Consider the following 22962-nt stretch of genomic DNA (forward strand, 5'->3'; position numbering starts at 1 on the left):
GGTCCTCGGTTCAATCAGCGCGCAGCGACGTTGAGCAGCGTGTCGAACACGCTCTGCGCGACCTGCAGCACCTTCGCGGCGGCCTGGTAGGCCTGCTGGAACTGGATCAGCCGCGCTGCCTCTTCGTCGAGGTTGACGCCGGAGACGCCGGAGCGCGCCGCCTCGGCGTTGGTCGCCACGGCGGTGGAGATGTTGCTCGACGAGCTCGCGCTCTGCACCCGCACGCCGATGTCGGCCATGGCGCTGGCATAGGCGCTGGTGATGGTCTCGCCCGCCGTCAGGCCGCCGCCGGCGAGCAGTTGCTGGCCGACGATCCCCGCGTCGCGCAAGGCCAGCAGCGACAGCGCGTTGCCGTTGTTCGCCGCCGCGAACGTGGTCGGCGCGACCTGCAGCGTGTCGCCGCTGCGCGGCACGCCGGAGAGCGTGAGCTCGAAGCCGTTCAGCGCGATCTTCGAGCCGGCCGCCCAGGTGCCGGTGCCGCTGCTGACCAGCGCGTTGCTGGCATCTCGCAGCTCCCAGTTGTAGTTGCCGCTGTTGTCGGTGAAGCTGATGTTCGCCGTCTGCGCCGGGTTCAGCGCCGGGCTCACGACGGCGAGCGACGCGACGGTGGCGGTGCCGCTGTTGCTCGCACCGATCGTGGCCACCACCGGCGACGCCGCGGCAATGCCGCTCGGGTTGTCGAGCGCGCGCGCCATGCTCTGCGCGGCCTGGCTGACCGGCTGCAGCAGGAAGCGGTCGGCCGCGCCCGGGGCCGGGGTGCCGACATCGAGGGTGAAGCCGTCGACCGTGTCGCCGTTGGCGACACTGCGGCTCACGCCGTCGCTCAGGCGCGTCAGAACGTATTGCCCGGGCGTGCTGGTGTCACTGCGCAGTTCATAGTCGCTCGCCTGCAACTGCTTGGGATCGGTCACGGTGAGCGACACCGATGCCAGGAAGTTGCCGCTGGCGTCGCGTGCATTGGTCGACGCCGGCAAGGCGGCGGGCGTGCCGAGCGAGAACAGCGGCGCACCGCTGCCCGCAGGCTGACCGAGGTCCAGGCCCAGGGCCTGCTGCTGGTTGACCGCGCCGGCGATGGCGCTGGCCATCTGGCCGATCAGCGCCCGCGCATCGGTGAGGTCCTTGTCCTGGAAGGCGAGCAGGCCGGAGAGCTTGCCGGCGACCAGGGTGTCCTGGGGCAGCAGGCGGTCGCCGCCGGCTTCGTTGATCGACAGGCGCACCTTCGCCGCGTCGTAGGTGTCGGGCACCGCCTTGAGTTGCAGCGCGTTGCTGCCCAGCACCAGGCGCTGGCCACCGCCGATGAAGACCCCCAGCGAACCGTCATCGGCCTCGATGGTCGTGACCTGCACGTAGCTGCCGATCTGGCTGATGAGCTGGTCGCGCTGGTCGAGCAGGTCGTTCGGCGCATGGCCGCTGCCCTGCGTCGCGGCGATCTGGCGGTTGAGGTCGGCAACGTGCTGGGCCAGCGTGTTGACTGCGGCCACCGAGTTCTTCACGTCCTCGGTGACGCCGCTCTGCAGCGCGTCGAGCTGCCCGTCGGCGGCACGGAAGCGCGAGGCCAGCTCCTGCGCACGCGCCAGCACCACCTGGCGCGCCGAGGTGTCCTGCGGGCGGTTGGCCACGTCGACGAAGGCGTTCAGCAGGTCGCCTGCCGCATAGCCGAGCCCGGTCTCGCCGGTCGGGAAGACCTTCTCCAGTCGCTGGAGCTGCTCGAGACGCGCCGAATCGCGCGCGGCCTGCGACTTCGCCAGCGCGGCGTCGCGCGTCAGGAAGGCGTCGCTCGCGCGGGTGACCGTCTGCACGTCCACGCCGCGGCCGAAGAAGCCGGCGCCGGTCGACTGGCCGCCGGAGGTCGCGAGCTCGACCTGCTGGCGCGAGTAGCCCGGCGTGTTGGCGTTGGCGATGTTGTTGCTGATCGTCTGCAGCGTCGCGTAGTTCGCGAACATCGCGCGCGTTCCGAGGGACATCAGGCCGGCCATGGGCTTCTCCTCACGCCGTCAGCGTGCGCTGCAGCCGCAGCGTGGTGTTGATGACACGGCCGAGCTTCGCGGCATAGGCCGGGTCGGTGGCGTACCCGGCGCGCTGCAGGTTCACCGCGAAGCCCTGGGCGCTGCCGCCCTGCTCCACGACCTTGGCATAGCGCGGGCTGTTCTTGATCAGGTTCGCGTAGTCGCGGAAGGCCTCCTCGGACGAGGCATAGGCACGGAACTTCGCCTTCACCTTCTGCGGCTGGCCATTCACGTACTCGGTGGTCGTGACCTCGGCGACCGCGCCCTTCCAGCCCGCCCCGGCCTTGACGCCGAAGACATTGTGGCTGCTGCTGCCGTCGGCGTTCCTGATCTCGCGCTGGCCCCAACCCGACTCGTGCGCGGCCTGGCTCAGGATGAAGGCCGCGGGAATGCCCGTCTCGGCCGCCGTCTTCTCGGCCGCCGCGTTGTGACGCGCGACGAAGTCCTGCGCCCGCGACGCGCCGGGCAGGCGGCTCCAGACCTGCGCGCCCGTGGACTCGGTGCCCTGCGCGCCCGGCATGGCCGCGGCGGCGATCCTGCCGTTGAGCTGCTGCTCCAGCTGCCTGGCGATCTGCGCGCCGAGACCGCCGGGCAGGCCGGTCAGCTTCTGCGCGAACTGGGTGTCGAGCAGCTCGGTGCCCATCTGCGTGCCCGAGTTTTCCAGCATGCCGCTGTCCAGCGTGGCCGAGCGCATGCTCTTCATCAGCTGCTGCATGAACAGCGCCTCGAACTGCTTCGCGGTTTCCTTGATGGCGGCGCGCGGGTCGGCCCCGGCACTCGCCTGCAGCGAGCGCAACGCATTGGCGTCGAGGCCGACGGTTTTCACGTCAGATCACCTCGAGCTCGGCGTTCAATGCGCCGGCCGCCTTGATGGCCTGCAGGATCGCCAGCAGCTCCTGCGGCGTCGCGCCCAGCGAATTGAGCGCCTTCACGACGTCGGTGAGCTGCGTCCCGGCGGGCAGCTGGATCAGCGAGCCGGCCTCCTGCTTGATGGCGATGTCGGCGCGCTCGGCGACCACCGTCTGGCCGCTGGACAGCGGGCCGGGCTGGCTGATGACCGGTTGCGAGCTGATCGTCACCGACAGGTTGCCGTGCGCCACCGCGCAGGGGTTCAGGGTCACCGCCTGGTTCACCACCACCGAGCCGGTGCGAGCGTTGACCACCACGCGCGCGGCGGGCGAGACCAGGTCGATGTTGAGGTTCTCGATGTCGGCGAGGAAGGCGACGCGCGCATTGGCATCGGCCGGCATCAGCACGCGCACCGTGCGGCCGTCGAGCGCCTGCGCGGTGCCGGCCCCCATCTTCGCGTTGACCACGCGTGCCACTTCGCGCGCGGTCGAGTAGTCGGAGGCATTGAGGTCGAGCTGGATCGAGTCGCCCTGGGCCAGCGGCGTCGGCACGCCGCGCTCCACGGTCGCGCCGCCGGGCACGCGGCCGGCGTTGAGCGTGTTGACCTGCACCTTGGAGCCGCCGGCCGAGGCACCGGCGCCGCCGATGATCAGGTTGCCCTGCGCCAGCGCATAGACCTGGCCATCGGCGCCGCGCAGCGGCGTCGCGACCAGCGTGCCGCCACGCAGGCTCTTCGCGTTGCCCATCGACGAGACGTTGATGTCGATCGGCTGGCCCGGCTGTGCGAACGGCGGCAGCGAGGCGGTGACCATCACCGCGGCGACGTTGCGCAACTGGACGCTGGTGCCCGGCGGCACGGTGACGCCCATCTGCTGCAGCATCGCGCTGAGGCTCTGTGTCGTGAACGGGGTCTGGGTGGTCTGGTCGCCGGTGCCGTCGAGACCGACGACGAGGCCGTAGCCGACCAGCTGGTTGGAGCGCACGCCCTGCACGGCGGCCACTTCCTTCAGGCGCGCGGCCCGGGCCTCGAGCGGCCACCACACGGTCGAGCTCGCGACGAACAGGCTGAATGCGATGAGCAGGCGCAGCAGCGGGTCGGCGCGCTGTTCAGGAAAGGGGGAGCGGTGCATGGTGGTGGCTTTCCCGGGGGGATACCACCATTCTGGAAAACTTCAGAGCGGCAGAACGTTCAAAAAGAAGCGTCCCAACCAGCCTATTCCCTGCGCTTCGGCCTGGGCGCCGCGGCCACGCTGCTCGATGCGCACATTGGCGATCTGGGCCGACGCCACCGCGTTGCCGGGCTGGATCGCCCGCGGGTCGACCTGGCCTGAGAAGCGCAGCACGTCGACATGCTGGTTCACGCCGATCTGCTTCTCGCCGGTGATGATGAGGTGTCCGTTGGGCAGCACGTTGACCACGGTGGCGGTGATCGTGCCGCTGAAGGTGTTGGCGCTCGCCGTCGTGCCCTTGCCCTCGAAGGCCTGCTCGGTGCTGCCGGTCGCCGTGGCCCGCTTGAAGGAGTTCGGGGCGAAGAAGGGCAGCGCCGAGATGCCGGCGTTGACCGAGCCGGTCTTGTCGATCGAACTGGTGGACTGCTGGCTGGCCGCGACCTTCTCCACGATCTGCACCGTGATCGTGTCGCCCACCAGGCGCGCGCGGTGGTCCTCGAACAGCGGGCGGTAGCTGGCGCCCTGGAAGATCGCACCGTTGTTCACCGGCGGCAGGGCCACGGCCTGCGGCAGCACCGGCGAGGTGTCGGCGATGTCCACCTTGGGCGCCATCGCCTGGCAGCCGAACAGGAACGCGAGCGGTGCCAGTGCGGCGACGCGAAGGAGTGCGAGGGACATGGACGGGTCTTTCAGGCTCAGAGCTGGGCCAGCTTCTGCAGCATCTGGTCCGAGGTCTGGATGGCCTTGGAGTTGAGCTCGTAGGCGCGCTGGGTCTGGATCATCGCCACCAGTTCCTCGACCACGTTGACGTTGCTGCCCTCGACGAAGCCCTGCGCCAGCGAGCCCAGGCCGTTGCTGTCGGGGGCGCCGGCATTCGGCGTGCCCGAGGCGGCGGTCTCGGTGTAGAGGTTCTGCCCACGCGGCTCGAGGCCGGCCGGGTTCACGAAGTTGGCCAGTTGCAGCTGGCCCACCGACTGCACCGCGGCCTGACCGGGCAGCGCGACGCTGACGGTACCGTCGGCAGCGATCGTCACGCTCTGCGCATTGGCCGGGATGGTGATGCCGGGCTGCACGGTGTAGCCGTTGCTGGTGACGAGCTGCCCCTGGGCACTGACCTGGAAGGCGCCGTCACGGCTGTAGCCGGTGGTGCCGTCGGGCAACTGGATCTGGAAGAAGCCCTGTCCCTTGATCGCCACGTCCAGCGGGTTCGTGCTCTGCTGCAGCGAGCCCTGGCTGAACTGGCGCGAGGTCGCGACCGCGCGCGTGCCCAGCCCGACCTGCAGGCCGGTGGGCAGCTGCGTCTGCTCGGAGCTGCTGGCACCCGACTGGCGGATGGTCTGGTACATCAGATCCTCGAACACCGCGTGCGAGCGCTTGTAGCCATTCGTCGCGCTGTTGGCGAGGTTGTTCGAGATGTGGTCCAGCTGGGTCTGCTGGGCCTCCATGCCGGTCTTCGAAATCCACAGTGAACGCATCATGGCGAGGCTCCTAGTGGCAAGGATGTTCCTACGCTCATGGGCCATCCGAGCCTGCGATATGAGGCATGATCCCCCCCCTAATTCATTCATTTGCAGGCCGGTTACGTGCCGGCGTTGCAACAAGTTTCGATTGGCGCCGGGTCCACGGGCATTTGCTCACTACGATGCGCCGATCCGCTCCAGGCGTTCATGAGGCACCGGTCATGCACTTGGCAACCCGATGGTTCGGCACGATGAGATCGCTGTGGCCCGCGCCGACTTCAACATCGAACCGCAGCACCACGCTCGACTTCATTCGAGGCATCGCCATTCTTCTGGCGATGGGCTGGCACTTCAACAACGTCGACACGGGATTCCCTCCCCTCGACTGGCTGCTGGCGCCCGGACGAACTCTCGGCTGGGCCGGGGTCGACCTGTTTTTCGTGTTGAGCGGCTTTCTCGTGGGCGGGTTGATCTTCAAGGAATACCGAGCCACGGGCCACTTCAGGCCGGGGCGATTCCTGATTCGACGGGCATTCAAGATCTGGCCGATCCTGTACCTGTACCTGGCGCTGTTGTTGCTCGCCCAGCGACATCCCTGGGACAGCTTTCTGCTGCAGACGCTGTTCCACGTCCAGAACTATGCCGACACCAGTCTCGACCACTTGTGGAGTCTGGCCATCGAAGAACACTTCTACTTGAGCGGGGCCCTCCTGTTCGCGGCCGCGACCAGCTTGCGCCACCACAGGCGGCACCTGCTCATCGCTGTCATGGCCGCCATTCCGGTGGCATGCCTGGCCATGCGCAGCGCGGCGTTGCATGGCTCGTACGACATTCAAGACATTGCGATCGAAACTCACTTTCGCATCGATGCCCTGGTGTGCGGTGTGTGCGCCGGCTACGTGCATGTCTATCACCCCGCGCTGTTCGAGCGATGGGCAAGGCACAAGAAGCTGCTCCTCCTGGCCTTCATCGCGGGAGCCACGGTGCTCGGTCTGCAGCAGGACAATAAGCCGTTCACCGTCACGGTCGGCTACACCATCGCTTACCTGACGGGTCTGGCGCTGCTGATGTTCTGTCATGGGCTCAAGAGCCTGACCGATGCGGGTTGGCTCGTGCGCAGGGTGTCGACCATCGGTCTGTACTCATACGCGATGTACATCTATCAGTTCGTCGGCATGCGAGCGGCTGAATCGCTGCTGAACAAGCTCGGAGTCGCGGCCGTTCCGGCATGGATCGACCTGGCGATCCAGTACGGGGGCGCACTGGCCGTGGCGGTCGTGGTCACCAACTGCGTCGAGCGCCCGATGCTGCGCCTGAGAGACCGGCTGTTTCCATCGGCGACGGCCTCGGCCTCGATCCGTGTGCCGGAAATTCCAGCGCTGTACTCGAAGGGCTAGCGGTCGAAGTCCGCCCGGCGGCATGCCAACCCGGCGCCGCGCATCACTGCGCCAAAGCCGGGCCAACGGCCGGCATGGAGAACTCACGCCCGATGACAGCGCGCGCGTAGAGATAGTTGTGGCGGGCCGTGTCGCTGAGCTCGTCGATGTTCACGCGGCCGGTGGCATCGCAGGGGAATGCACAGCCACGGCCTTCGTCAGACAGCGAGCGGAAGCTCAGTTGGTAGCGTGTACTTTCGTCGGAAACCATCGGCGACGTGTTCATGTTGCACTCCTCTCACGGATCTCTGCCGAGCGTTCGATTCCAATCGCTCGCCCGACTGATTGCAGAGACCGTGCCAAGACCGCAATGAACACACGCAGGTCGCGCCAAGCGCTTGATTTCCCTGCGGATGTGCGGATCCACGGGAAGCCGGAACGTCCGGCTCTTGCGGCGACTCGCCACCGGATTCCGGACGGGGTCGACCGAATTTCAACCGTTGGGAAGGGTAGGTGCCCGAGACAGGCCCGGAGCGCGCCGGGTCAGCCGTTCATCGACAGCAGTTGGCCGGCGGCCTTCTCGTCGCTCTCGGCCGTCTGCAGCATCTTCATCTGGCTCTCGAACTGGCGCGCCGCGGCGATCATCGCCACCATGTTCTCGATCGGGTTCACGTTGCTGCCCTCCAGCGCGCCATCCTGCAGGCGCGCGGTCGGGTCGGCGGACAGGTCGCCGTCGGCAGCGCGGAACAGGCCGTCGTCGCCGCGCTGGAGCGGCGCTTCGGGCGTGACGAGCTTGAGCTTGCCGACCGGCGTGACGCTGCCGTTGGCCTGTTTCACGCTGATCGTGCCATCGGGCGCGATCTGCGGCGCGGTGTTGGGCGGCAGCGCGATCGGGCCACCATCGCCCATCACCGTGAGGCCGCCCGAGGTCTTCAGCGTGCCTTCGGCGTCGACCTGCAGCGAGCCCATGCGGGTGTAGGCCTCGGTGCCGTCGAGCCCCTGCACGCCGAGCCAGGCGTTGCCCTGCATCGCCACGTCGAGCGAACGACCCGTGGCCGACACCGGACCGGGTGTCGGGTCGTAGCCGGTGGTGGTCTCGAGCGCGTAGACGCGCGTGCTGGCGCCGTCGCCGCGCACCGGCACGGCCCGGAAGGCCTGCAGCTCGGCGCGAAAGCCGGTCGTCGAGGCGTTCGCGAGGTTGTTCGCGAGCGTCTCCTGCCGCTGCATCGTCGCCTTCGCGCCCGACATCGACAGGTAAATCATGCGGTCCATTGCGGCTCCTTCGGTTTGTCTCCCTCTCCTTGCGGGAGAGGAGCAAGACCTAGCGCAGGTTCACCAGCGTCTGCAACACCGAGTCCTGCGTCTTGATGGTCTGCGCATTGGCCTGGTAGACGCGCTGCGCGGTGATCATGTTGACCAGCTCACCGGTGAGGTCGATGTTGCTTTCCTCGAGCGCGCCCGACTGCAGCGTGCCGAAGTTGCCGTCGCCGGCGCCGCCGACCACCGGGTCGCCCGAGGTGTAAGTGCTGGCCCAGGTGTTGTTGCCCAGCGGTTGCAGGCCCTGCGGGTTGCGGAAGTTGGCCAGCTCCAGCTGACCGGCCGGCTTGGCCTGGCCGTTGCTGTAGCGGGCCATGATGATGCCGTTGCCCTCGACCGAGATGCCTGAAAGCTGGCCCGGCGCATAGCCGGTCTGCGTCAGGTCGGTCACGCCGAAGCCGGAGCCGTATTGAGTGGACTTGGTGAGGTCGAGCTGCACGCCGGTGATCGGCAGCGTGGCGCCGCCGGTCGTGCTGGTGGTGGCGGGGATGTCTATCGGCACCGTGCCGACCGGTGCCGTCGGCGCCGAGCCGTTGGCCGGGAACTGCAGCGTCGTGCTGGGCAACGGCACGCCGGCACCGTCGACGCTGATCGGGGTGCCATTCGCCGTGACGTAGACGTTCCACTGGTCGGTCGCGGCCTTCTGGAAGTAGTAGGTCAACGCCACGTCCTGGCCCTTGGCGTCGTACACCGTGACCGAGGTGGCGTTGTTGTAGGTCGCGGGATCGTTGATGTCGATGCCGCCAGCGGCCGGCACCGTGGTCGCCAGGCGGGCGTCGAGGTTCATCTCGATGCTGATGCGGTCGGTGGCACGCGGGTTGATGCCGGCGGTCGGCAGCTGGATCGGCTGGGCCTGGCCCGGCACGATCACGCCCTGGCTGTCGGCCGAATAGCCGAGCAGCTTCTGCTTGGCGTTGTTGACGATGAAGCCGTCGCGGTCGATCTTGAACTGACCGTTGCGCGCGTACATGGTGGGGTTCTTGCCGTCGGTCACCTGGAAGAAGCCCGAGCCGTTGATCGCCAGGTCCATCGGGTTGTCGGTGGTCGAGATGTTGCCCTGCGTGAACTGCTGGGCCACGGTCGACAGGTTGACGCCGATGCCGACCATGTTGGTGCCCGAGCCGTTGAGCGCGTTGGCGTACACGTCGGCGAACTCGGCACGCGAGCTCTTGGCGCCGTAGGTGGAGGCGTTGGCGACGTTGTTGCCGATGATCTCGAGGTTCTTGCTGGCGGCGTTCAGACCGGACAGACCTTGCTGGAAGCTCATGGGGATTTCCTCTTCAGAAGGGGGCGGCAGGCGCGGCTCAGGAGATGGCCTTGACCTGGGTGTAGGGGATCGAGCCGCCGAACAGCAACTCAAGATTCAGGGTGTCGCCACCGGTCGAGACCGCCTTGACGACGTCGGTGGTGAGCGGCGTGGCGGTGAGGCTGGTGCTGCCCGACTTGGCGACAACGCGGAATGTCGTGCCGTCGGTGCTGGTGCCCGCCGGAGCGGTCCACTCGAAGCCGCTGCGGCCTGCGGAGGCGGCGCCCATGTCGATGGTGTCGAGCACACGGCCGCTGGCCGACAGGACCTCGATCTTCACGCTGTCGGCGGGACTGGCCAGCTCGAAGCCGCCGGTCGCCACACCCTCGCTGAAGTGCAGCTTGCTGCCCTCGGTCAGCACACTGCGTCCGACCAGGCCGGCGCCCTGCAGCACCTGCGAGGACAGCATCTGGCTGGACAGCGACTTCACCGTCTCGTTGAGCGTGTTGATGCCGGTCACGGTGTTGATCTGCGCGATCTGGCTCGTGACCTGCGCGTTGTCCATCGGGTTCATCGGATCCTGGTTCTTCATCTGCGTGACCAGCAGCTTGAGGAAGCGCTCGGAGCCGTCGTCCTTCTTGGTGGCGGTCGTGCCGTTCAGCGCGGTCAGCGCGCTGGACGTGGTGTCGGTGACGGAGGAGGTGGCCATGGCGGGTCCGGTTCAGTGGAAAGGCATCACTGGCCCATCTGCAGCGTCTTCAGCAGCAGTGTCTTGGCCGTGTTCATCACTTCGATGTTGTTCTGGTAGGAGCGCGAGGCCGAGATCATGTTGACCATCTCCTCCACCGCGTTGACGTTGCTGTAGGTCACGTAGCCGTCGGCGTCGGCCTGCGGGTGCTTGGGATCGAGCACCCGCCGCCCGGGCGTGTTGTCCTCGGTGATCTGCGAGACCTGCACGCCGGCGGCGGTGCCCGCCTCGCCCGGCTGCTGGAAGGGCAAGGTCTGGAACACCACCTGGCGGGCCTTGTAGGACTTGCCGTCGGGGCCGGCCACCGTGTCGGCGTTCGCCAGGTTCGACGCGACGACGTTGAGCCGCTGGCTCTGCGCACTGACGGCGCTGCCGCTGACGTTGAAGATGTTGAGCATCGACATGAAGGCTCTCCTTACTGACCGGTGATCGCGCTGAGCATCGTGCGCACGCTGCCGTTGATGAAGCGCAGCGTGGCCTCGTAGTGCACCGCGTTGTCGGCGAAGGCCGCGCGCTCGCGGTCCATGTCGACCGTGTTGCGGTCCAGGTTGGTCTGGCTCGGCGTGGCGTACTTCAAGCCGGCCTCGCCGTGGGCGCCGGCGGCAGGGCTCAAGTGACCGGTGTGCGTGGCCGATAGTGCATTGCCAGGCTGGGCGCTGCCGGTGGCTTCGCGCAGCGCGGCACCGAAATCCATGTCGCGGGCCACATAGCCCGGGGTGTCGGCATTGGCGATGTTGCTCGCGATCAGACGCTGGCGCTCCGACCGCAGCAGCAGGGCCTGGGTCTGGAAGTCGAGCGAATTCGTGAGGCGGTCCAACATGGTGTGCCGTTGACGGATGCCACGCGGTGGTGGCGATGACTGGCATTCTTGGACGCAACCAACTGAAACATTAGCGGGAATAAGGGCCCCTTCCCCGCTCATTTCGCGACTCGCCGGCGCAAGCCGCCCTCTACAGTCCTGCTCGATGAACACCCTTTCGGCCCCCGCTGCGCTCACCGCCTGCCTGTTGGCACTGGCCTGCGCCGCCACCGCGCTGCCCGGCAGCGCGCGGGCGCAGGACGCCGCCACCGCCGCATTGGCCGATCAGGTGCGCGGCCTGGCGCTGAAGAGCGCCCAGCCCGTCGCCGGTCTGCGGGTCGAAGTGGAGGCCGGCTCGCTGGACCCGCGTCTCAAGCTCGCGCCCTGCCAGCAGATCGAACCCTACCTGCCCGCCGGCTTCAAGCCCTGGGGCAGGACACGCGTCGGCCTGCGCTGCCTGCAGGGCCCGACGAAGTGGAATGTCTACCTGCCTATCACCGTCAAGGTGTTCGGCCGCGCCCTGGTCGCGGCGACCGCGCTGCCGGCCGGCACCGTGCTCACCGCCGCCGACCTGCGCGAGGCCGAGATTGACCTCGCCGCCGACCTCGCGCCGGCCCTCACCGACCCGAACGACGCCATCGGCCGCTCGCTGCTGCGCACCGTCAGCGCCGGCGAGGACCTGCGCCAGAACCGGCTGCGCGCCCGCCAGTGGTTTGCCGCCGGCGAGACCGTGCAGCTGTTCGCTGTGGGCGCCGGCTTTTCCGTGCAGAGCGAAGGCCAGGCGATCACGCCCGGACTCGACGGCAGCCCCGTGCGCGTGCGCACCGAGAGCGGCCGCATCGTCACCGGCGTGCCGGTGGGCGAGCGCCGCGTCGAACTGCGGCTGTGAGCGAACGAACCCGGAGCTTGCCGTGCACACCTCGCGCTGTTACAAAAGAGTCTCTCAAGTTCGGCGAGTCCTCGTCGATACCGCTGGGATGTTGAACCGTCCTGGGGCTCTGTCCCCGGACTGCAGGAGTCCGTCATGAAGATCGGTCACACCTCCTCTCCCGCTGCCGATGCCGCCGTGCTGGCACGCGCCAATGCCGAGGCCGGCGCCGCTGCGGCCAAGGCGCGGGTCGCTCAGGCATCCGACGGCAGCACCGTGGAGCTCTCGAGCATGGCCGCCAGCCTGCTGGCCGGTGCGGGCACGCCCGAGTTCGATGCCGCCAAGGTCGAGCGCATGAAGCAGGCCATCGCCGACGGCTCGTTCACTGTGAACGCCGACGTGATCGCCGACAAGCTGCTTGCCAACGCACAGGAAATGCTCGACGCCGTGAAGCGCTGAGAGCGCCTTGCGCCACACGCCCGAACCCCTACCGCCACGCCAGCCCATGCAGACCGATCCGAGCTCCGCCCAACCTCCGGCGGCTGCGCCCCAGTTGCTCGAGACGGCCATTGCGGCGGTCGAGCAGCGCCTCGCCGCGCTGGCGCAGACCCTGCTCGCGCGCGACAACCACGGGGTCGACACGGCTGCCGTGGAGTTGCAGCGCGCCCTGGCCAACGCACTCGACTGCTTCAGCCGCAACCGTGGCCCGGTGCCCCCGGCACTGCGTCGGCGCCTGGCGCTGGCCAGCGGCCAGGTCGCCTCGCAACGCGACACCCTGGCCCGCGCCACCGCCGCACTGGACCGCGCGATCGAAGTGCTGATCCCGCGCGAGGCAGCGGTTTACAACGCGCGCGGCGCGGCGGCATTGGCCGCGAACAGCGGCGTGCTGAAGGCCTGATACGGGATTGCATACGAACGCATCCAGGGCGCTGAGCCGGGTCGCTGTGTTGCGTTCATGTCCCCCGTGCCGGGCTGGCGCCCGGCCCTCCTCCTAATATTCTTCGGAAGCTCCTTCCGCGCTGAGGGGAGCCCACCCGCCACTCACTGCGCAGCCTGCGCCTGCACCAGGTAGCGCTCCGCCAGGGTCCGCTCGATGAAGCTTCGAGCGTCCTGCACATCGAAGCGCTTGCCCTCGACCAGCTCCTGCGCGTAGTCGAAGAACGGCGTGAAGAGACCACCCTGGTCGACCGGCGCGCGCAGCGCGAAGCGGCCCCGGGTGCTGCCGACCCGGCGCCAGGCCGCCCTGACCTCGGCCCAGAACGGCTCGGTGCGATCGAAGTAGGTCTGCCCCGCGCTGAAGTCGTGGCCGGTGATGCGCTCGTAGCGCGCGATGCCGTACTCGCGCGCCAGGTAGGGCAGGGTCGTGCGCGGCCGGCCGCCCTCGCCGAGCGCGAGCTTGAGGTTGTTCTCTTCCTGCAGCCAGCCGCTCGGCGTGATGGTGTGGCGGTTGGTGCCGACCAGCACCTGGTAGTCGCTGCGCACGCTGAACTCGCGTCGCGGCAGCGGGCGCCAGGTCTCGTCGCCGATCCACGTGGAGAAGCTGTCGCCGTGCACCCAGCGCCCGCGCGCCGCGTAACGCGGCGAATCGTCGACCTGCAGCACGCTCTGCACCCAGCTGCCCGGGCGCTCGCCGGCCGGCACCGGCCGGCGCACCCAGGTGTTCGCGCCTTCGTAGGCGAGCAGGCTGTCGGCCTGGTAGCGCCATTCCTGCCGCCAGTGGCGCACGACGATCGGCTCGCTGACCTGACCGCCTTCCATCTGCACCCGCATCACGAGGACGTGCTGCAGCGCGATGAAGTCGCCGCGGTCCTCGGACACGAACACGATCTCGGTGCCCCAGCTCTGGTAGGGCGCATCCGGCTTCAGGGCCGGATCGAAGCGCAGCACCTCGAGGAAGTCGAAGCTCACCCGGTAAGGGCCGGCCATCGCGAGGATCGCGCGGCGGTCCCGTTCGCGGTCGCTCAGGCCCGGCTCGCGCAGGCGCTTCCAGGCCTCGCCCGGTGCCGTGTCGAGTTCGACGGGCACGCCACGCGTGCTGGCGCCGCGGGGCTTCAACGCGGATTCGCCGAGGGGCCAGGCAAAGGTGAACTGGCTGGTCGCGGCCGCCGGCGTCGCTTCGGAATAGGCCAACGCGGCCCACGGCAGTGCCATCAGGGCCAGCAGGAGCAGGATCGATCGCTTCATGCGGGGCATTCTGTGCGCCTTCCTGCGCTGCGCCGCAATGCACCTGCGCACTGTCCGGGCTTGGCGCTCGCCCATGCAAAACGGCGCCCTCCCGGGCGCCGTCGCGGCAGCAGGCCGGGTCAGAACTGGAAGGCCAGCCGCACCCCGCCCCAGTGCCGGCCGTTGACGGTGATCGGCGCTGCGGCCTCCTTCATCAGCACGAAGTTGCCGCCGCCCATGTCGCGCCGGTAGGTCTGCAGCAGGAAGGGCCGGGTGTTGCGCGCCGACGCGAGGCCGGTGCGGTCGTTGAAAATGCGACGGTAGCGACTGTTCGCGGCGTTCCACACCGGGTCGTTGCTGCGCTGAGGATTGCAGTACTGGCGGTTGTGCGTGGCCACATAGCCGTTGCGGTCGACTGCGATGCAGTAGACGACTTTCTGGTTCAGCGTGAGCAGACGTTCCTGCACCTGCGGGAACAAGCGGTCGGCCAGCGCGACGAAACGCGTGGTGTGCTGCGCGGGGTTGGTACCGGCCATCGGCTGGTACTGCTCGTCGAACAGCTCCGCCGTGCCGATCGTGCCGGTGCGCAGCGCGTCTTCCAGCAGCTTGGCGATCTGCGCGGCTGCCTCCTGCACGCCGTGGATGTAGGGTGTGTCGTCGGTGTCGATCCCGCAATCGGCCACGATCTCGATCATGTTCTCGCTGACCTTCAGGAAGGCCTCGCTGCGCGCCGTGGCGCTGGCCAGCGTCTGGCTGGAGCGCTGCATCTCGCGGTCGATGGCGGCCCGCTGCTCGTTCAGTCCGTCGCAGATGGCGCGGCTCTGTTCGGCGGCAGCACTGATGCTGCCCACGCCGCCCTGAACCTCGGCCAGCGCGCGGTGGAATGCGCCCTGCGGCGCTTCGCCCTCGCGCAGCTGGATCTCGCGCGCCAGCGCACCGACGCGCTGGTCGAGCTCGGCCACGGTGCTCATGATCTGCTTCGAGGAGGCCTCGACCTTGGCCGACAGGTCCTTCACCGCGTCGGCCACGACGCCGAAGCCGCGGCCGGCCTCGCCGGCACGGCCGGCCTCGACCGAGGCGTTGAAGGCGACCAGCCGCGTCTGCAGCGCGATCTGCGTGATCTGCCCGGCCGCGGCGGCCACCTGGCGCAGCGTGTCGACAATGCCGCCGACCTCGGTGCCGACCTGCTCGACCGCGGCGCGCGCGCGCTCCACGGCCTGCAGGCTCTCGGTGGTGGTGGTGCCGATGCCACCCTGGGCACGCTGCACCTCGCCGAGCTGGCTGCCCAGCGCCTGCAGGGCCTGGACCTGCCGCTGGTTGACCTGGTTGCTGTCCTCGATCAAACCGCGCACCTCGGCCGCGTCGCGACCCAGACGCGAGGCGGCCTTGGCGATGGTCTGCACCGCCTGGTGCAGATCGGGTGCGGGCGCCTCGGCGGATGCCGGTGCGGCGGGCTGCAGGGTGTGGGTCTTCTTGAAAAGGGACAGCATGATCGCCTCTTGTCTCGGATCTGTTCTAGGGGACTCAGTGGTCGCGCAGTTTCGCGCGCAGTCGCGCGATCGACTGGCTGTGCAGCTGGCAGATGCGCGACTCCGTCACGCCGAGCACCGCCGCGATCTCCTTCAGGTTCATGTCCTGCTCGTAGTACATGCTCATCACGAACTGCTCACGCTCCGGCAGGGTCTTGATCGCCTCGATCAGCGCCAGGCGCATGCGGTGGTCCTGCAGCAGGCCCAGCGGGTTCTCGTTCTCGTCGGCCACGTGGCGGTCGAGGAAATCGTTGTCGCCGTCGTCGCCCGACATGTCCTCCAGGTAGACCAGCTGGGTGCCGCGCACCTTGCCCAGCAGCTCCTGGTAGTCGGCCAGCGACAGGCCCATCTGCTTGGCGATCTCGCTCTCGGCCGGCGCGCGGCCGAGCTGCTGCTGCAGCTTGTGCACGGCCGTCTCGATGTCGCGCTGCTGCTTGCGGTTGCTGCGGCTCATCCAGTCGCTGCCACGCAGCTCGTCGAGCATCGCGCCGCGGATGCGCTGGGTGGCGAAGGTCTCGAACTGCACGCCTTGCGCGCTGTCGAAGCGCGTCATGGCGTCGGTCAGGCCGATCAGGCCGACCTGGATCAGATCGTCGATCTCCACGTTGGCCGGCAGCTTGGCAATCATCTGGTGCGCGAGACGGCGCACCAGCGGGCTGTACTGCTTGATCATCGCGTTGGTTTCAAGGCGACCAGTGGCGGTGTACATGACGGGCTCCAGGCAGATTCGGCGGTTCGGTCTTCGTTCGGGGATTCAGCGCGACCAGGGCGAGCGTGCGCCGTGGCGCGGCGTCAGCGACGGCAGCGCGGAACGCGCACCGATCTCGCCCGCCAGTGCGCCGAACACGCTGTCGCTCACGGTGTAGGGCAGTGCGCAGGCCAGTTGCTCGCGCGCCAGCCGCTTCAGACGCAGGCTGGGGCCGTCGGTCGGCGCCTCGGTCGGGTCGACCGCAACCCAGTCGTGCAGCGCGGCGCCGAGAAAATCGTCGGCGCAGCGCGCCAGGCGCTCGGCCACCTGCGCCGCACGCGGCGAGTCGGGCACGGCACTGAACAGCAGGTCGTGCGCCATCAGGCCCGCGCGCGTGACCAGCAGCTTGATGGCGGCGTAGGCATGCGTCACGCTGTCGGCCTGCTCGTCGCACAGCACGATCGGACGCACGGCGCCGGCCTGCAGCTCCTGCACGCGGCGGGCGAACAGACGCGCCAGGTCGGCGGCACTGGCGTGCACCAGCAGCACGTCGACATCGGGCGCAGCGTCGGCAATCGCATCGAAGAAGCTGGAGGTCGAGCCGCCGGCGTCCACGAAGCGCAACGCAAGACCGCGTGCCGCGAGGTAGCTGACGTGCGGGCTCAGCACCTCCACCCCTTCGGCCAGATCGAAGCTGGCCAACTCGGCCGGGGCCCGAGCGTTCTCGCCGGCGTCGACCACCAGGGTGCGCAGGCCCTGCTCGGCGTAGGCGCTGCACAGGCGCTCCAGCAGTGCGCCGCCGAAGGCGATGCCCGGGTTGGAGACCACCGGGATGCAACGCATCGTGCGGCTGGTGAAGAGCCGGCGCAGGCCCTGGGCCTGGTCGGCCGGCGCGTGCGCCACCGAAGGCGCGGGGTCGGTTGGCAGCTCGTCGAGCTGGGCATACCAGCTGTCGGTCGCGGGACGGTAGGCGTGGCGCAGACGGTCGGTGGACATGGCGGGAGCAGTCGGCTAAGGCAGGAAGTTCAGGCGCGGCCGGCCGGTACGGCACGGCGCTCCGTCATCTGCGGCGTGGCGAACACGAGGTTCATCTCGCTGGCATCGAAGTGGTAGGCCGGGCTGCCGGTGGCGCGCAGCGCGCGGTGCACCAGCGCCTGGGCCGACAGGCGGTGCCAGTCTTCCGGCACGCGCTGGCCGTTGGCCACCGCGACGATCTTCTGCTTGTGGCGGATCACCGCGTCGAGCGCTGGCGCGAGTTTCACCGCCTCGTCGAGCTTGGACAGCACGATGCCCTTGCAGGCGGCGGCGCGGTAGGAGAGCATCACGTCGTCGATGGTCTCGCCCTGCACCGCGGTATTGACGACCAGCAGCTTGTTGATCGACGGGTGGGCCAGCATGTCGAGCAGCTCGCGCGTGCGGCTGTCGCGCTGCGCGACGCCGGCGGTGTCGATCAGCACCATCTTCTTGGCCGACAGCAGCTCGAGCAGGTCTTCCAGCGCCGTGCGGTCGTGGGCGGTATGCACCGGCACGCCGAGGATGCGGCCGTAGGCACGCAGCTGCTCGTGCGCACCGAGGCGGTAGGCGTCGAGGGTGATCAGGCCGAGGTTCGCGGCGCCATGCCGGGTGGCGAAGGCCGCGGCCAGCTTGGCGGTCGAGGTGGTCTTGCCGACGCCGGTGGCGCCGATCATCGCGAACACGCCGCCCTGGTCCTCGATCGGCAGCTCGCGCTCGCCGGTCATCAGGTTGCGCTCCAGCACGCCGGCGGCCCAGGCCTGTTCGTCGCCCATGTCGGCCGTCATGCCGGCCACCAGCTTGCGGATCAGCACCGGCGAGAAACCGCATTCGAGCAGCTTCTGCGTCAGCTTGGCCTGCGCCGGCTCGCGCTGCAGCTTCTCCATGAAGGCGAGCGCGCCGAAGCGTTCCTCGATCAGGCCCTTCATCGAGCGCAGCTCGCTGAGCATCGCCGCGTCGGCCTGCGCCTCGCGCAAGACCGGCTCGGCGGCTGCCGCCGCCGGGCCGTAGACGACCTGCTCGCGCAGCACCGGCATGGCCGCCCGCTGGCTGGCGATGCGGTGGTGCACGGCGTCGACCGCGGTCTCGACCGGGTCGCTGTCCAAGTCCTGGGCGTACTGCGTTGCCTGCGCTGCGGCGCGGGCCGGCGCCATCGGCGCGGCCGCCAGCGTCGGCTCGGTGCGCTCGTCGCGCAGCGCATCGCCGCGCAGCGCATCGCCGCGCAGGGCGGCCTCGCGCTTCTTCAGCATGCGCTCGCGCACGTAGTCCTGGAAGGACAGCGTGCTCATCGTCAGTTGCGCCACGTCCTTCTGCACCTCCGCCGCCAGGGCGGCCTGGGCCGCGGGCTTGGGCGACTTGGCCGGCTTGGCGGAGGGCTTCGCGGCGGCCTGTTGCTGCGCGGCCGCCCGCTGTTCGACAGCGGCCAGCGCGCCGGGAGCCATCGCCAGCATCTCGATGCCTTCGGTGCAGGGCTTGGTCGACAGGACCACGGCGTCGTCGCCGAGGGCCTGGCGCATCTTGATCATCGCGTCGCGCGAGGTACGGCCTGTGAAGCGTTGGACGTTCATGCGGAGCCTCTGGGTCGGGGTCTGTCAGGGGGCGCGATCAGGCGGCGGCGCCGATGATCGAGCCGATGCGGATCGAATGCGTGTCGGGAATCTCGCTGTGCGAGAGCACGCGCAGGCGCGGCGCGGCGCGCTTGAGCAAGCGGGAGATCGGCACGCGGATCGCGTCCGGCACCAGCAGGCAGGCCGGGTGGCCGAGGTCTTCCTGGCGCTTGGCGGAATCGGCGGCGGAGCGGGTCAGGATGTCGGCCATGCTCGGGTCGAGCACGGGGCCGTTCTGCGAGGTCAGGGCCTGCGACAGCAGGCGCTCGAGGTCGGGCTCGATCGCGATCACTTCGAGCTCCTTCACCGGGCCGTAGATCTGCTGCACGATCGCCGGGGCCAGCGCCACGCGGATGCGGCGCGCCAGCTCCTGCGGGTCGTTGGCGAGGTTGGCGTTGGCGCCGACGTGCTCGGCCAGCGCTTCCACCACCGAGCGCATGTCGCGGATGTGCACGCCCTCTTCCAGCAGCAGCTGGAGGAGTTTCTGGAGGGTGGCGATCGAGACCATCTTCGGGACCACGTCTTCGATGAGTTTGGGTGCCAATTTCGTCACATGCTCGACCAGCTGCTGCGTTTCCACGCGACCCAGCAGGCGGGCTGCATTCACTTGCATCAAGTGTGAAAGGTGGGTCGCCACCACGGTCGAGCAATCAACGACCGTATAGCCGGCCATTTGCGCCGCTTCGCGCTGGCGTTCCTCGATCCAGGTGGCGGGCAGGCCGAAGGCCGGGTCGGTGGTGGTGGTGCCGATCAGCGGCGTGCCGACGTGGCCCGGGTTGATGGCCATCAGCATGCCGGGGAAGGCCTCGCCCTCGCCGATCACGGCGCCGCGCAGCGTCAGGCGGTACATGCTGGGGCGCAGCTCGAGGTTGTCGCGGATGTGCACCGACGGCGGCAGGAAACCGACGTCCTGCGCGAACTTGCGCCGCACGCCCTTGATGCGCGTCAGCAGGTCGCCCTGGCGTTCCTTGTCGACCAGCGCGATCAGGCGGTAGCCGACTTCCAGGCCGAGCGTGTCGACCGGCTGCAGGTCGTCCCAGCTCGCTTCGGCGTCGGGCGCCGGTCCGGACGCGGCCGCCGGCTTCGGCGGCGCCAGCTTGGCCCGCAGCTCGTTCTGGTGCATCAGCCACGCGAGGTAGCCCAGCGCGCTCGCGATCAGCAGGAACACGAAGTGCGGCATGCCGGGGATCACGCCCAGCAGCCCGATCACGCCGGCGACGATGGCCACCGACTTGGGCGTCTTGAACATCTGGCCCATGATCTGTTCGCCGACGTCCTGCTCCTTGCCGACGCGCGACACCACCATCGCCGCGGCGACCGAGATCAGCAGCGCCGGGATCTGCGCCACCAGCGCGTCGCCGATCGCCAGCAGGATGTAGCTGTCGGCCGCCTTGGCCGCGCTCAGATCGTGCTGCACCACGCCGATGATGAAGCCGCCGACGATGTTGATGAACAGGATCAGCATGCCGGCGATCGCATCGCCGCGCACGAACTTGCTGGCGCCGTCCATCGAGCCGAAGAACTCGGCCTCGTTGCCCACTTCGAGGCGGCGGCGCTTGGCCTCCTTCTCGTCGATCAGGCCGGCGTTCAGGTCGGCGTCGATCGCCATCTGCTTGCCGGGCATCGCGTCCAGGGTGAAGCGCGCGCCGACCTCGGCGATGCGCTCGGCGCCCTTCGTCACCACGATGAAGTTGATGACCACCAGGATCGCGAACACGATGATGCCGACCGCGAAATTGCCGCCGATCAGGAAGTGGCCGAAGCTCTCGATCACCGCGCCGGCCGCGCCGGGGCCGGTGTGGCCTTCCATCAGCACCACGCGCGACGAGGCCACGTTCAGCGACAGCCGCAGCAGCGTGGTCAGCAGGATCACCGCCGGGAAGGCCGAGAAGTCCAGCGGCCTGACCATGTAGGCGCTGACCATCATCACCATCAGCGCCAGCGCGATGTTGAAGGTGAACAGCAGGTCCAGCGCCAGCGGCGGCAGCGGCAGCACCATCATCGCCAGCACCATCAGCACCAGCAGCGGCACCGCGAGGCTGCGGATGATCCGCGCATTGGGACCGAGCCGGGCCTGGAGTCGAGCGAGCATCGGGTTCATTCAGCAGCCTCGGCGCTTGGTGCGGTGGACGGTTTGTTGTGCGGGTCGAGTTCGGCGGGCACCGGCAGCTCGGGCAGCACGCCCGGCATCGGCGCCTGGCCGACCAGCGCGGCGCGCAGCTGGTACACGTGGGCGAGTACCTGGGCCACCGCGGTGTACAGCGCCATCGGGATCTCGCGGTCGAGTTCGGCATGCGCGTACAGCGCACGCGCCAGCACCGGCGCCTGCAGCACCGGCACCGCGGATTCCTTGGCCAGGTCGCGGATGCGCAGGGCCATCAGGTCGGCACCCTTGGCGACGACGCGCGGCGCACCGCCGCGGGCCTCTTCGTATTTCAGTGCGACCGCGTAGTGGGTCGGGTTCATGACCACCAGGTCGGCCTTGGGCACGGCGGCGAGCATGCGGCGGTTGGCCATCTCGCGCATGCGCGCCTTCACCTTGGCCTTGACCTCGACGTTGCCCTCGTTCTCCTTGTGCTCCTGCTTCATTTCCTGCTGGCTCATCTTCAGCCGCTTCGCATGCTGGAAGCGCTGCAGCGGCACGTCGATTGCGGCGAACACCGCCAGCGTGAGCAGCAGGAACACCATGCCGTAGAGCACATCGCTGCCAGCCTGCGCCAGCGCGGCCGGCAAAGGCAACTCCAGGGTGGCGGCAAAGCCGTAGACATGCTGCGACAGGTAGTAGCCGCCGACCAGGCCGATGACCAGCGCCAGCACGCAGCTGCGCAGCGTGTCGACCAGCCGGTCGGCCGACAGCATGCGCGGCAGGCCGGTCAGCGGATTGAGTTTGCTGAACTTGGGCGCGATGGGCTTGAGCGTGAAGTTCCAGCCGCCGGTCGCCAGGCCACTGGCCAGCGCGACCAACACCATCACCGCACCCACCGGCAGCATGGCCCACGCGAACTGCGTGCCGAGCTCGCCCATGCGCTCGGCCATGCTGGTGGTGCTGCTCAGGGTGTGGGCGTCGAAGCGCAGGCCGCTTTGCAGCAGCCGGGTCATCCAGCCGGTGGCGGCGGGCGCCATCGCGGCCATCAGCGCCAGGCCGGCCGCGATGGCACCGAAGTGCCCGAGATCGCGCGAACGCGGCACCTGCCCGTCTTCGCGCGCTTTCTTCAGCTTGCGTTCTGACGCGGGCAGGTTGCGGTCTTGAGCGCCTTGGTCGGCCATGGTTCCTGGGAATAGTCCTTGGCTAGGATTCTTCCGGGCGGCGGCCGAAACTTGAGCGAGATAAGCGGGGTGGGGACGGTGCTTTTCCTGCCGCTGACGGGCGTTCGCGCGGAGGCCGCCCTCGCCCAAGCAGCAGCCCGGCGATCACGAGCGTGGCAAGATCCTCGACGATCCGCGTGCCCGTGGCGGCCCACTCGATCGGGCCGCTGCGCCGATGTGGACGTCAGGAACCTCCTCGGCTTGCACTCATGCCTGGCCGCGACCGGGCCCGGTAGCATCAGCGGCATCCCTCTGATTTTCACTGCCTGTCCACCCTCGTCTGGAGCGCCACATGGCCGACCTGAAAGCCCGCTTCGAAGCCGCCGTCGCCGCGTCCAAGACCTTGCCGCAGAGGCCGGACAACCTGACGCTGCTGAAGCTCTATGCCCTCTACAAGCAGGCCACCGGCGGTGACGCGCAGGGCCAGCGCCCGGGCTTCGCCGACATGGTGGGCCGTGCCAAGTGGGACGCGTGGAACGAGCTGAAGGGCACCGGCGGCGAGTCCGCGCAGCAGGACTACATCGACCTGATCGAGTCGCTGAAGTAGGGGGCCGATGCTCGACGCACGAGCACTGCTGACCAGGCCGCCGGGTGAACGGCTCCGTTCGTGTCCCCCGGCGTCGGCCTCGCGGCCGACCCCTCCTCCTCTACCTCACTTCGCCATTCACCCGACGCCCTGATCCGCACACGCCGCCGTGGCGTGTGAAGGTCTTCAACCCCAGCACATCGCGGTGTATCGAAGCGCCGTGACGGGCCGCTGTGTGGAGGGAAGTAAAGGAGGAGGAGCGGGCGCAAGCCCGGTCCGGGGGAGTGAAGCCGC

23 protein-coding genes are annotated in these 22962 nt (G+C 68.8%); 5 read left to right on the forward strand and 18 right to left on the reverse strand.

Features of this window, described 5'->3' with window-relative positions; all coding sequences use genetic code 11:
• Window positions 1-14: 14 nt before the first annotated feature.
• Genes flgK through flgG form a run of 5 tightly spaced genes read right to left on the reverse strand, consistent with a single transcriptional unit; the run spans window position 15 to window position 5502 of the window.
• On the reverse strand, window positions 15-1976 hold the full coding sequence (gene flgK, locus ACQY9S_RS12815; protein WP_428420079.1) for a flagellar hook-associated protein FlgK: 1962 nt from the start codon (window positions 1974-1976) through the stop codon (window positions 15-17).
• 10 nt (window positions 1977-1986) lie between these two features.
• Window positions 1987-2832, reverse strand: a complete 846-nt coding sequence (gene flgJ, locus ACQY9S_RS12820; protein WP_428420080.1) for a flagellar assembly peptidoglycan hydrolase FlgJ — start codon at window positions 2830-2832, stop codon at window positions 1987-1989.
• 1 nt (window position 2833) lies between these two features.
• On the reverse strand, window positions 2834-3985 hold the full coding sequence (locus ACQY9S_RS12825) for a flagellar basal body P-ring protein FlgI (RefSeq protein ID WP_428420081.1): 1152 nt from the start codon (window positions 3983-3985) through the stop codon (window positions 2834-2836).
• A 42-nt stretch (window positions 3986-4027) separates the two neighbouring features.
• Window positions 4028-4702, reverse strand: a complete 675-nt coding sequence (locus tag ACQY9S_RS12830; protein WP_428420082.1) for a flagellar basal body L-ring protein FlgH — start codon at window positions 4700-4702, stop codon at window positions 4028-4030.
• A gap of 17 nt (window positions 4703-4719) precedes the next feature.
• Window positions 4720-5502, reverse strand: a complete 783-nt coding sequence (flgG, locus tag ACQY9S_RS12835) for a flagellar basal-body rod protein FlgG (protein WP_428420083.1) — start codon at window positions 5500-5502, stop codon at window positions 4720-4722.
• Window positions 5503-5567: 65 nt separating this feature from the next.
• Here flgG and ACQY9S_RS12840 point away from each other — a divergent pair, with 65 nt between their 5' ends.
• Window positions 5568-6881 (forward strand): acyltransferase family protein, encoded by a 1314-nt coding sequence (locus ACQY9S_RS12840; protein WP_428420084.1) that lies wholly within the window; start codon window positions 5568-5570, stop codon window positions 6879-6881.
• Between the two features lie 43 nt (window positions 6882-6924).
• Here the strand turns inward: ACQY9S_RS12840 and ACQY9S_RS12845 are convergent, their stop codons facing one another.
• From ACQY9S_RS12845 to flgB, 6 genes are all read right to left on the reverse strand, one after another.
• The gene (locus ACQY9S_RS12845) at window positions 6925-7146 is read right to left on the reverse strand and encodes a hypothetical protein (RefSeq protein WP_428420085.1); all 222 of its coding nucleotides are present in this window, start codon (window positions 7144-7146) and stop codon (window positions 6925-6927) included.
• Between the two features lie 257 nt (window positions 7147-7403).
• Window positions 7404-8132 (reverse strand): flagellar basal-body rod protein FlgF, encoded by a 729-nt coding sequence (gene flgF, locus ACQY9S_RS12850; protein WP_428420086.1) that lies wholly within the window; start codon window positions 8130-8132, stop codon window positions 7404-7406.
• Between the two features lie 49 nt (window positions 8133-8181).
• A complete protein-coding gene (gene flgE / locus ACQY9S_RS12855; RefSeq protein WP_428420087.1) occupies window positions 8182-9444 on the reverse strand; it encodes a flagellar hook protein FlgE in 1263 nt (420 codons plus the stop codon).
• Between the two features lie 37 nt (window positions 9445-9481).
• Complete coding sequence (locus ACQY9S_RS12860) at window positions 9482-10132, reverse strand: flagellar hook assembly protein FlgD (RefSeq protein ID WP_428420088.1); 651 nt, start codon at window positions 10130-10132, stop codon at window positions 9482-9484.
• A gap of 26 nt (window positions 10133-10158) precedes the next feature.
• Window positions 10159-10575, reverse strand: coding sequence for a flagellar basal body rod protein FlgC (gene flgC / locus ACQY9S_RS12865; RefSeq protein WP_428420089.1), 417 nt, complete (start codon window positions 10573-10575; stop codon window positions 10159-10161).
• A gap of 11 nt (window positions 10576-10586) precedes the next feature.
• Window positions 10587-10991, reverse strand: a complete 405-nt coding sequence (flgB, locus tag ACQY9S_RS12870; protein WP_428420090.1) for a flagellar basal body rod protein FlgB — start codon at window positions 10989-10991, stop codon at window positions 10587-10589.
• Window positions 10992-11136: 145 nt separating this feature from the next.
• Between flgB and flgA the strand changes: the two genes are divergently transcribed.
• From flgA to ACQY9S_RS12885, 3 genes are all read left to right on the forward strand, one after another.
• A complete protein-coding gene (gene flgA / locus ACQY9S_RS12875) occupies window positions 11137-11859 on the forward strand; it encodes a flagellar basal body P-ring formation chaperone FlgA (protein WP_428420091.1) in 723 nt (240 codons plus the stop codon).
• A gap of 135 nt (window positions 11860-11994) precedes the next feature.
• The gene (gene flgM / locus ACQY9S_RS12880) at window positions 11995-12297 is read left to right on the forward strand and encodes a flagellar biosynthesis anti-sigma factor FlgM (RefSeq protein ID WP_428420092.1); all 303 of its coding nucleotides are present in this window, start codon (window positions 11995-11997) and stop codon (window positions 12295-12297) included.
• 46 nt (window positions 12298-12343) lie between these two features.
• The gene (locus tag ACQY9S_RS12885) at window positions 12344-12736 is read left to right on the forward strand and encodes a hypothetical protein (protein ID WP_428420093.1); all 393 of its coding nucleotides are present in this window, start codon (window positions 12344-12346) and stop codon (window positions 12734-12736) included.
• 143 nt (window positions 12737-12879) lie between these two features.
• Here ACQY9S_RS12885 and ACQY9S_RS12890 read toward each other — a convergent pair whose 3' ends face one another.
• The 7 genes from ACQY9S_RS12890 to flhB all read right to left on the reverse strand — a co-directional run bounded on the left by ACQY9S_RS12890 (window position 12880) and on the right by flhB (window position 22103).
• On the reverse strand, window positions 12880-14022 hold the full coding sequence (locus tag ACQY9S_RS12890; RefSeq protein ID WP_428420094.1) for a DUF6607 family protein: 1143 nt from the start codon (window positions 14020-14022) through the stop codon (window positions 12880-12882).
• 119 nt (window positions 14023-14141) lie between these two features.
• On the reverse strand, window positions 14142-15491 hold the full coding sequence (locus ACQY9S_RS12895; protein WP_428420095.1) for a methyl-accepting chemotaxis protein: 1350 nt from the start codon (window positions 15489-15491) through the stop codon (window positions 14142-14144).
• Window positions 15492-15525: 34 nt separating this feature from the next.
• The gene (locus ACQY9S_RS12900) at window positions 15526-16239 is read right to left on the reverse strand and encodes an RNA polymerase sigma factor FliA (protein WP_428420096.1); all 714 of its coding nucleotides are present in this window, start codon (window positions 16237-16239) and stop codon (window positions 15526-15528) included.
• Window positions 16240-16284: 45 nt separating this feature from the next.
• Window positions 16285-17214, reverse strand: coding sequence for a MinD/ParA family ATP-binding protein (locus ACQY9S_RS12905; protein WP_428420097.1), 930 nt, complete (start codon window positions 17212-17214; stop codon window positions 16285-16287).
• A gap of 29 nt (window positions 17215-17243) precedes the next feature.
• The gene (gene flhF / locus ACQY9S_RS12910) at window positions 17244-18797 is read right to left on the reverse strand and encodes a flagellar biosynthesis protein FlhF (protein WP_428420098.1); all 1554 of its coding nucleotides are present in this window, start codon (window positions 18795-18797) and stop codon (window positions 17244-17246) included.
• Between the two features lie 37 nt (window positions 18798-18834).
• Complete coding sequence (flhA, locus tag ACQY9S_RS12915) at window positions 18835-20937, reverse strand: flagellar biosynthesis protein FlhA (RefSeq protein ID WP_428420099.1); 2103 nt, start codon at window positions 20935-20937, stop codon at window positions 18835-18837.
• On the reverse strand, window positions 20934-22103 hold the full coding sequence (gene flhB / locus ACQY9S_RS12920) for a flagellar biosynthesis protein FlhB (RefSeq protein ID WP_428420100.1): 1170 nt from the start codon (window positions 22101-22103) through the stop codon (window positions 20934-20936). Before flhB ends, flhA begins: the two co-directional genes overlap by 4 nt.
• Window positions 22104-22434: 331 nt before the next feature.
• On the opposite strand from flhB, the gene ACQY9S_RS12925 reads away from it, so the two are divergent.
• Entirely contained in the window at window positions 22435-22689 is a 255-nt protein-coding gene (locus tag ACQY9S_RS12925) for an acyl-CoA-binding protein (RefSeq protein WP_428420101.1), read from the forward strand.
• The last annotated feature ends 273 nt before the right edge of the window (window positions 22690-22962 follow it).

Source organism: Methylibium sp. (genome assembly GCF_965279545.1).
In the GTDB taxonomy this organism is placed as follows: domain Bacteria; phylum Pseudomonadota; class Gammaproteobacteria; order Burkholderiales; family Burkholderiaceae_C; genus Methylibium.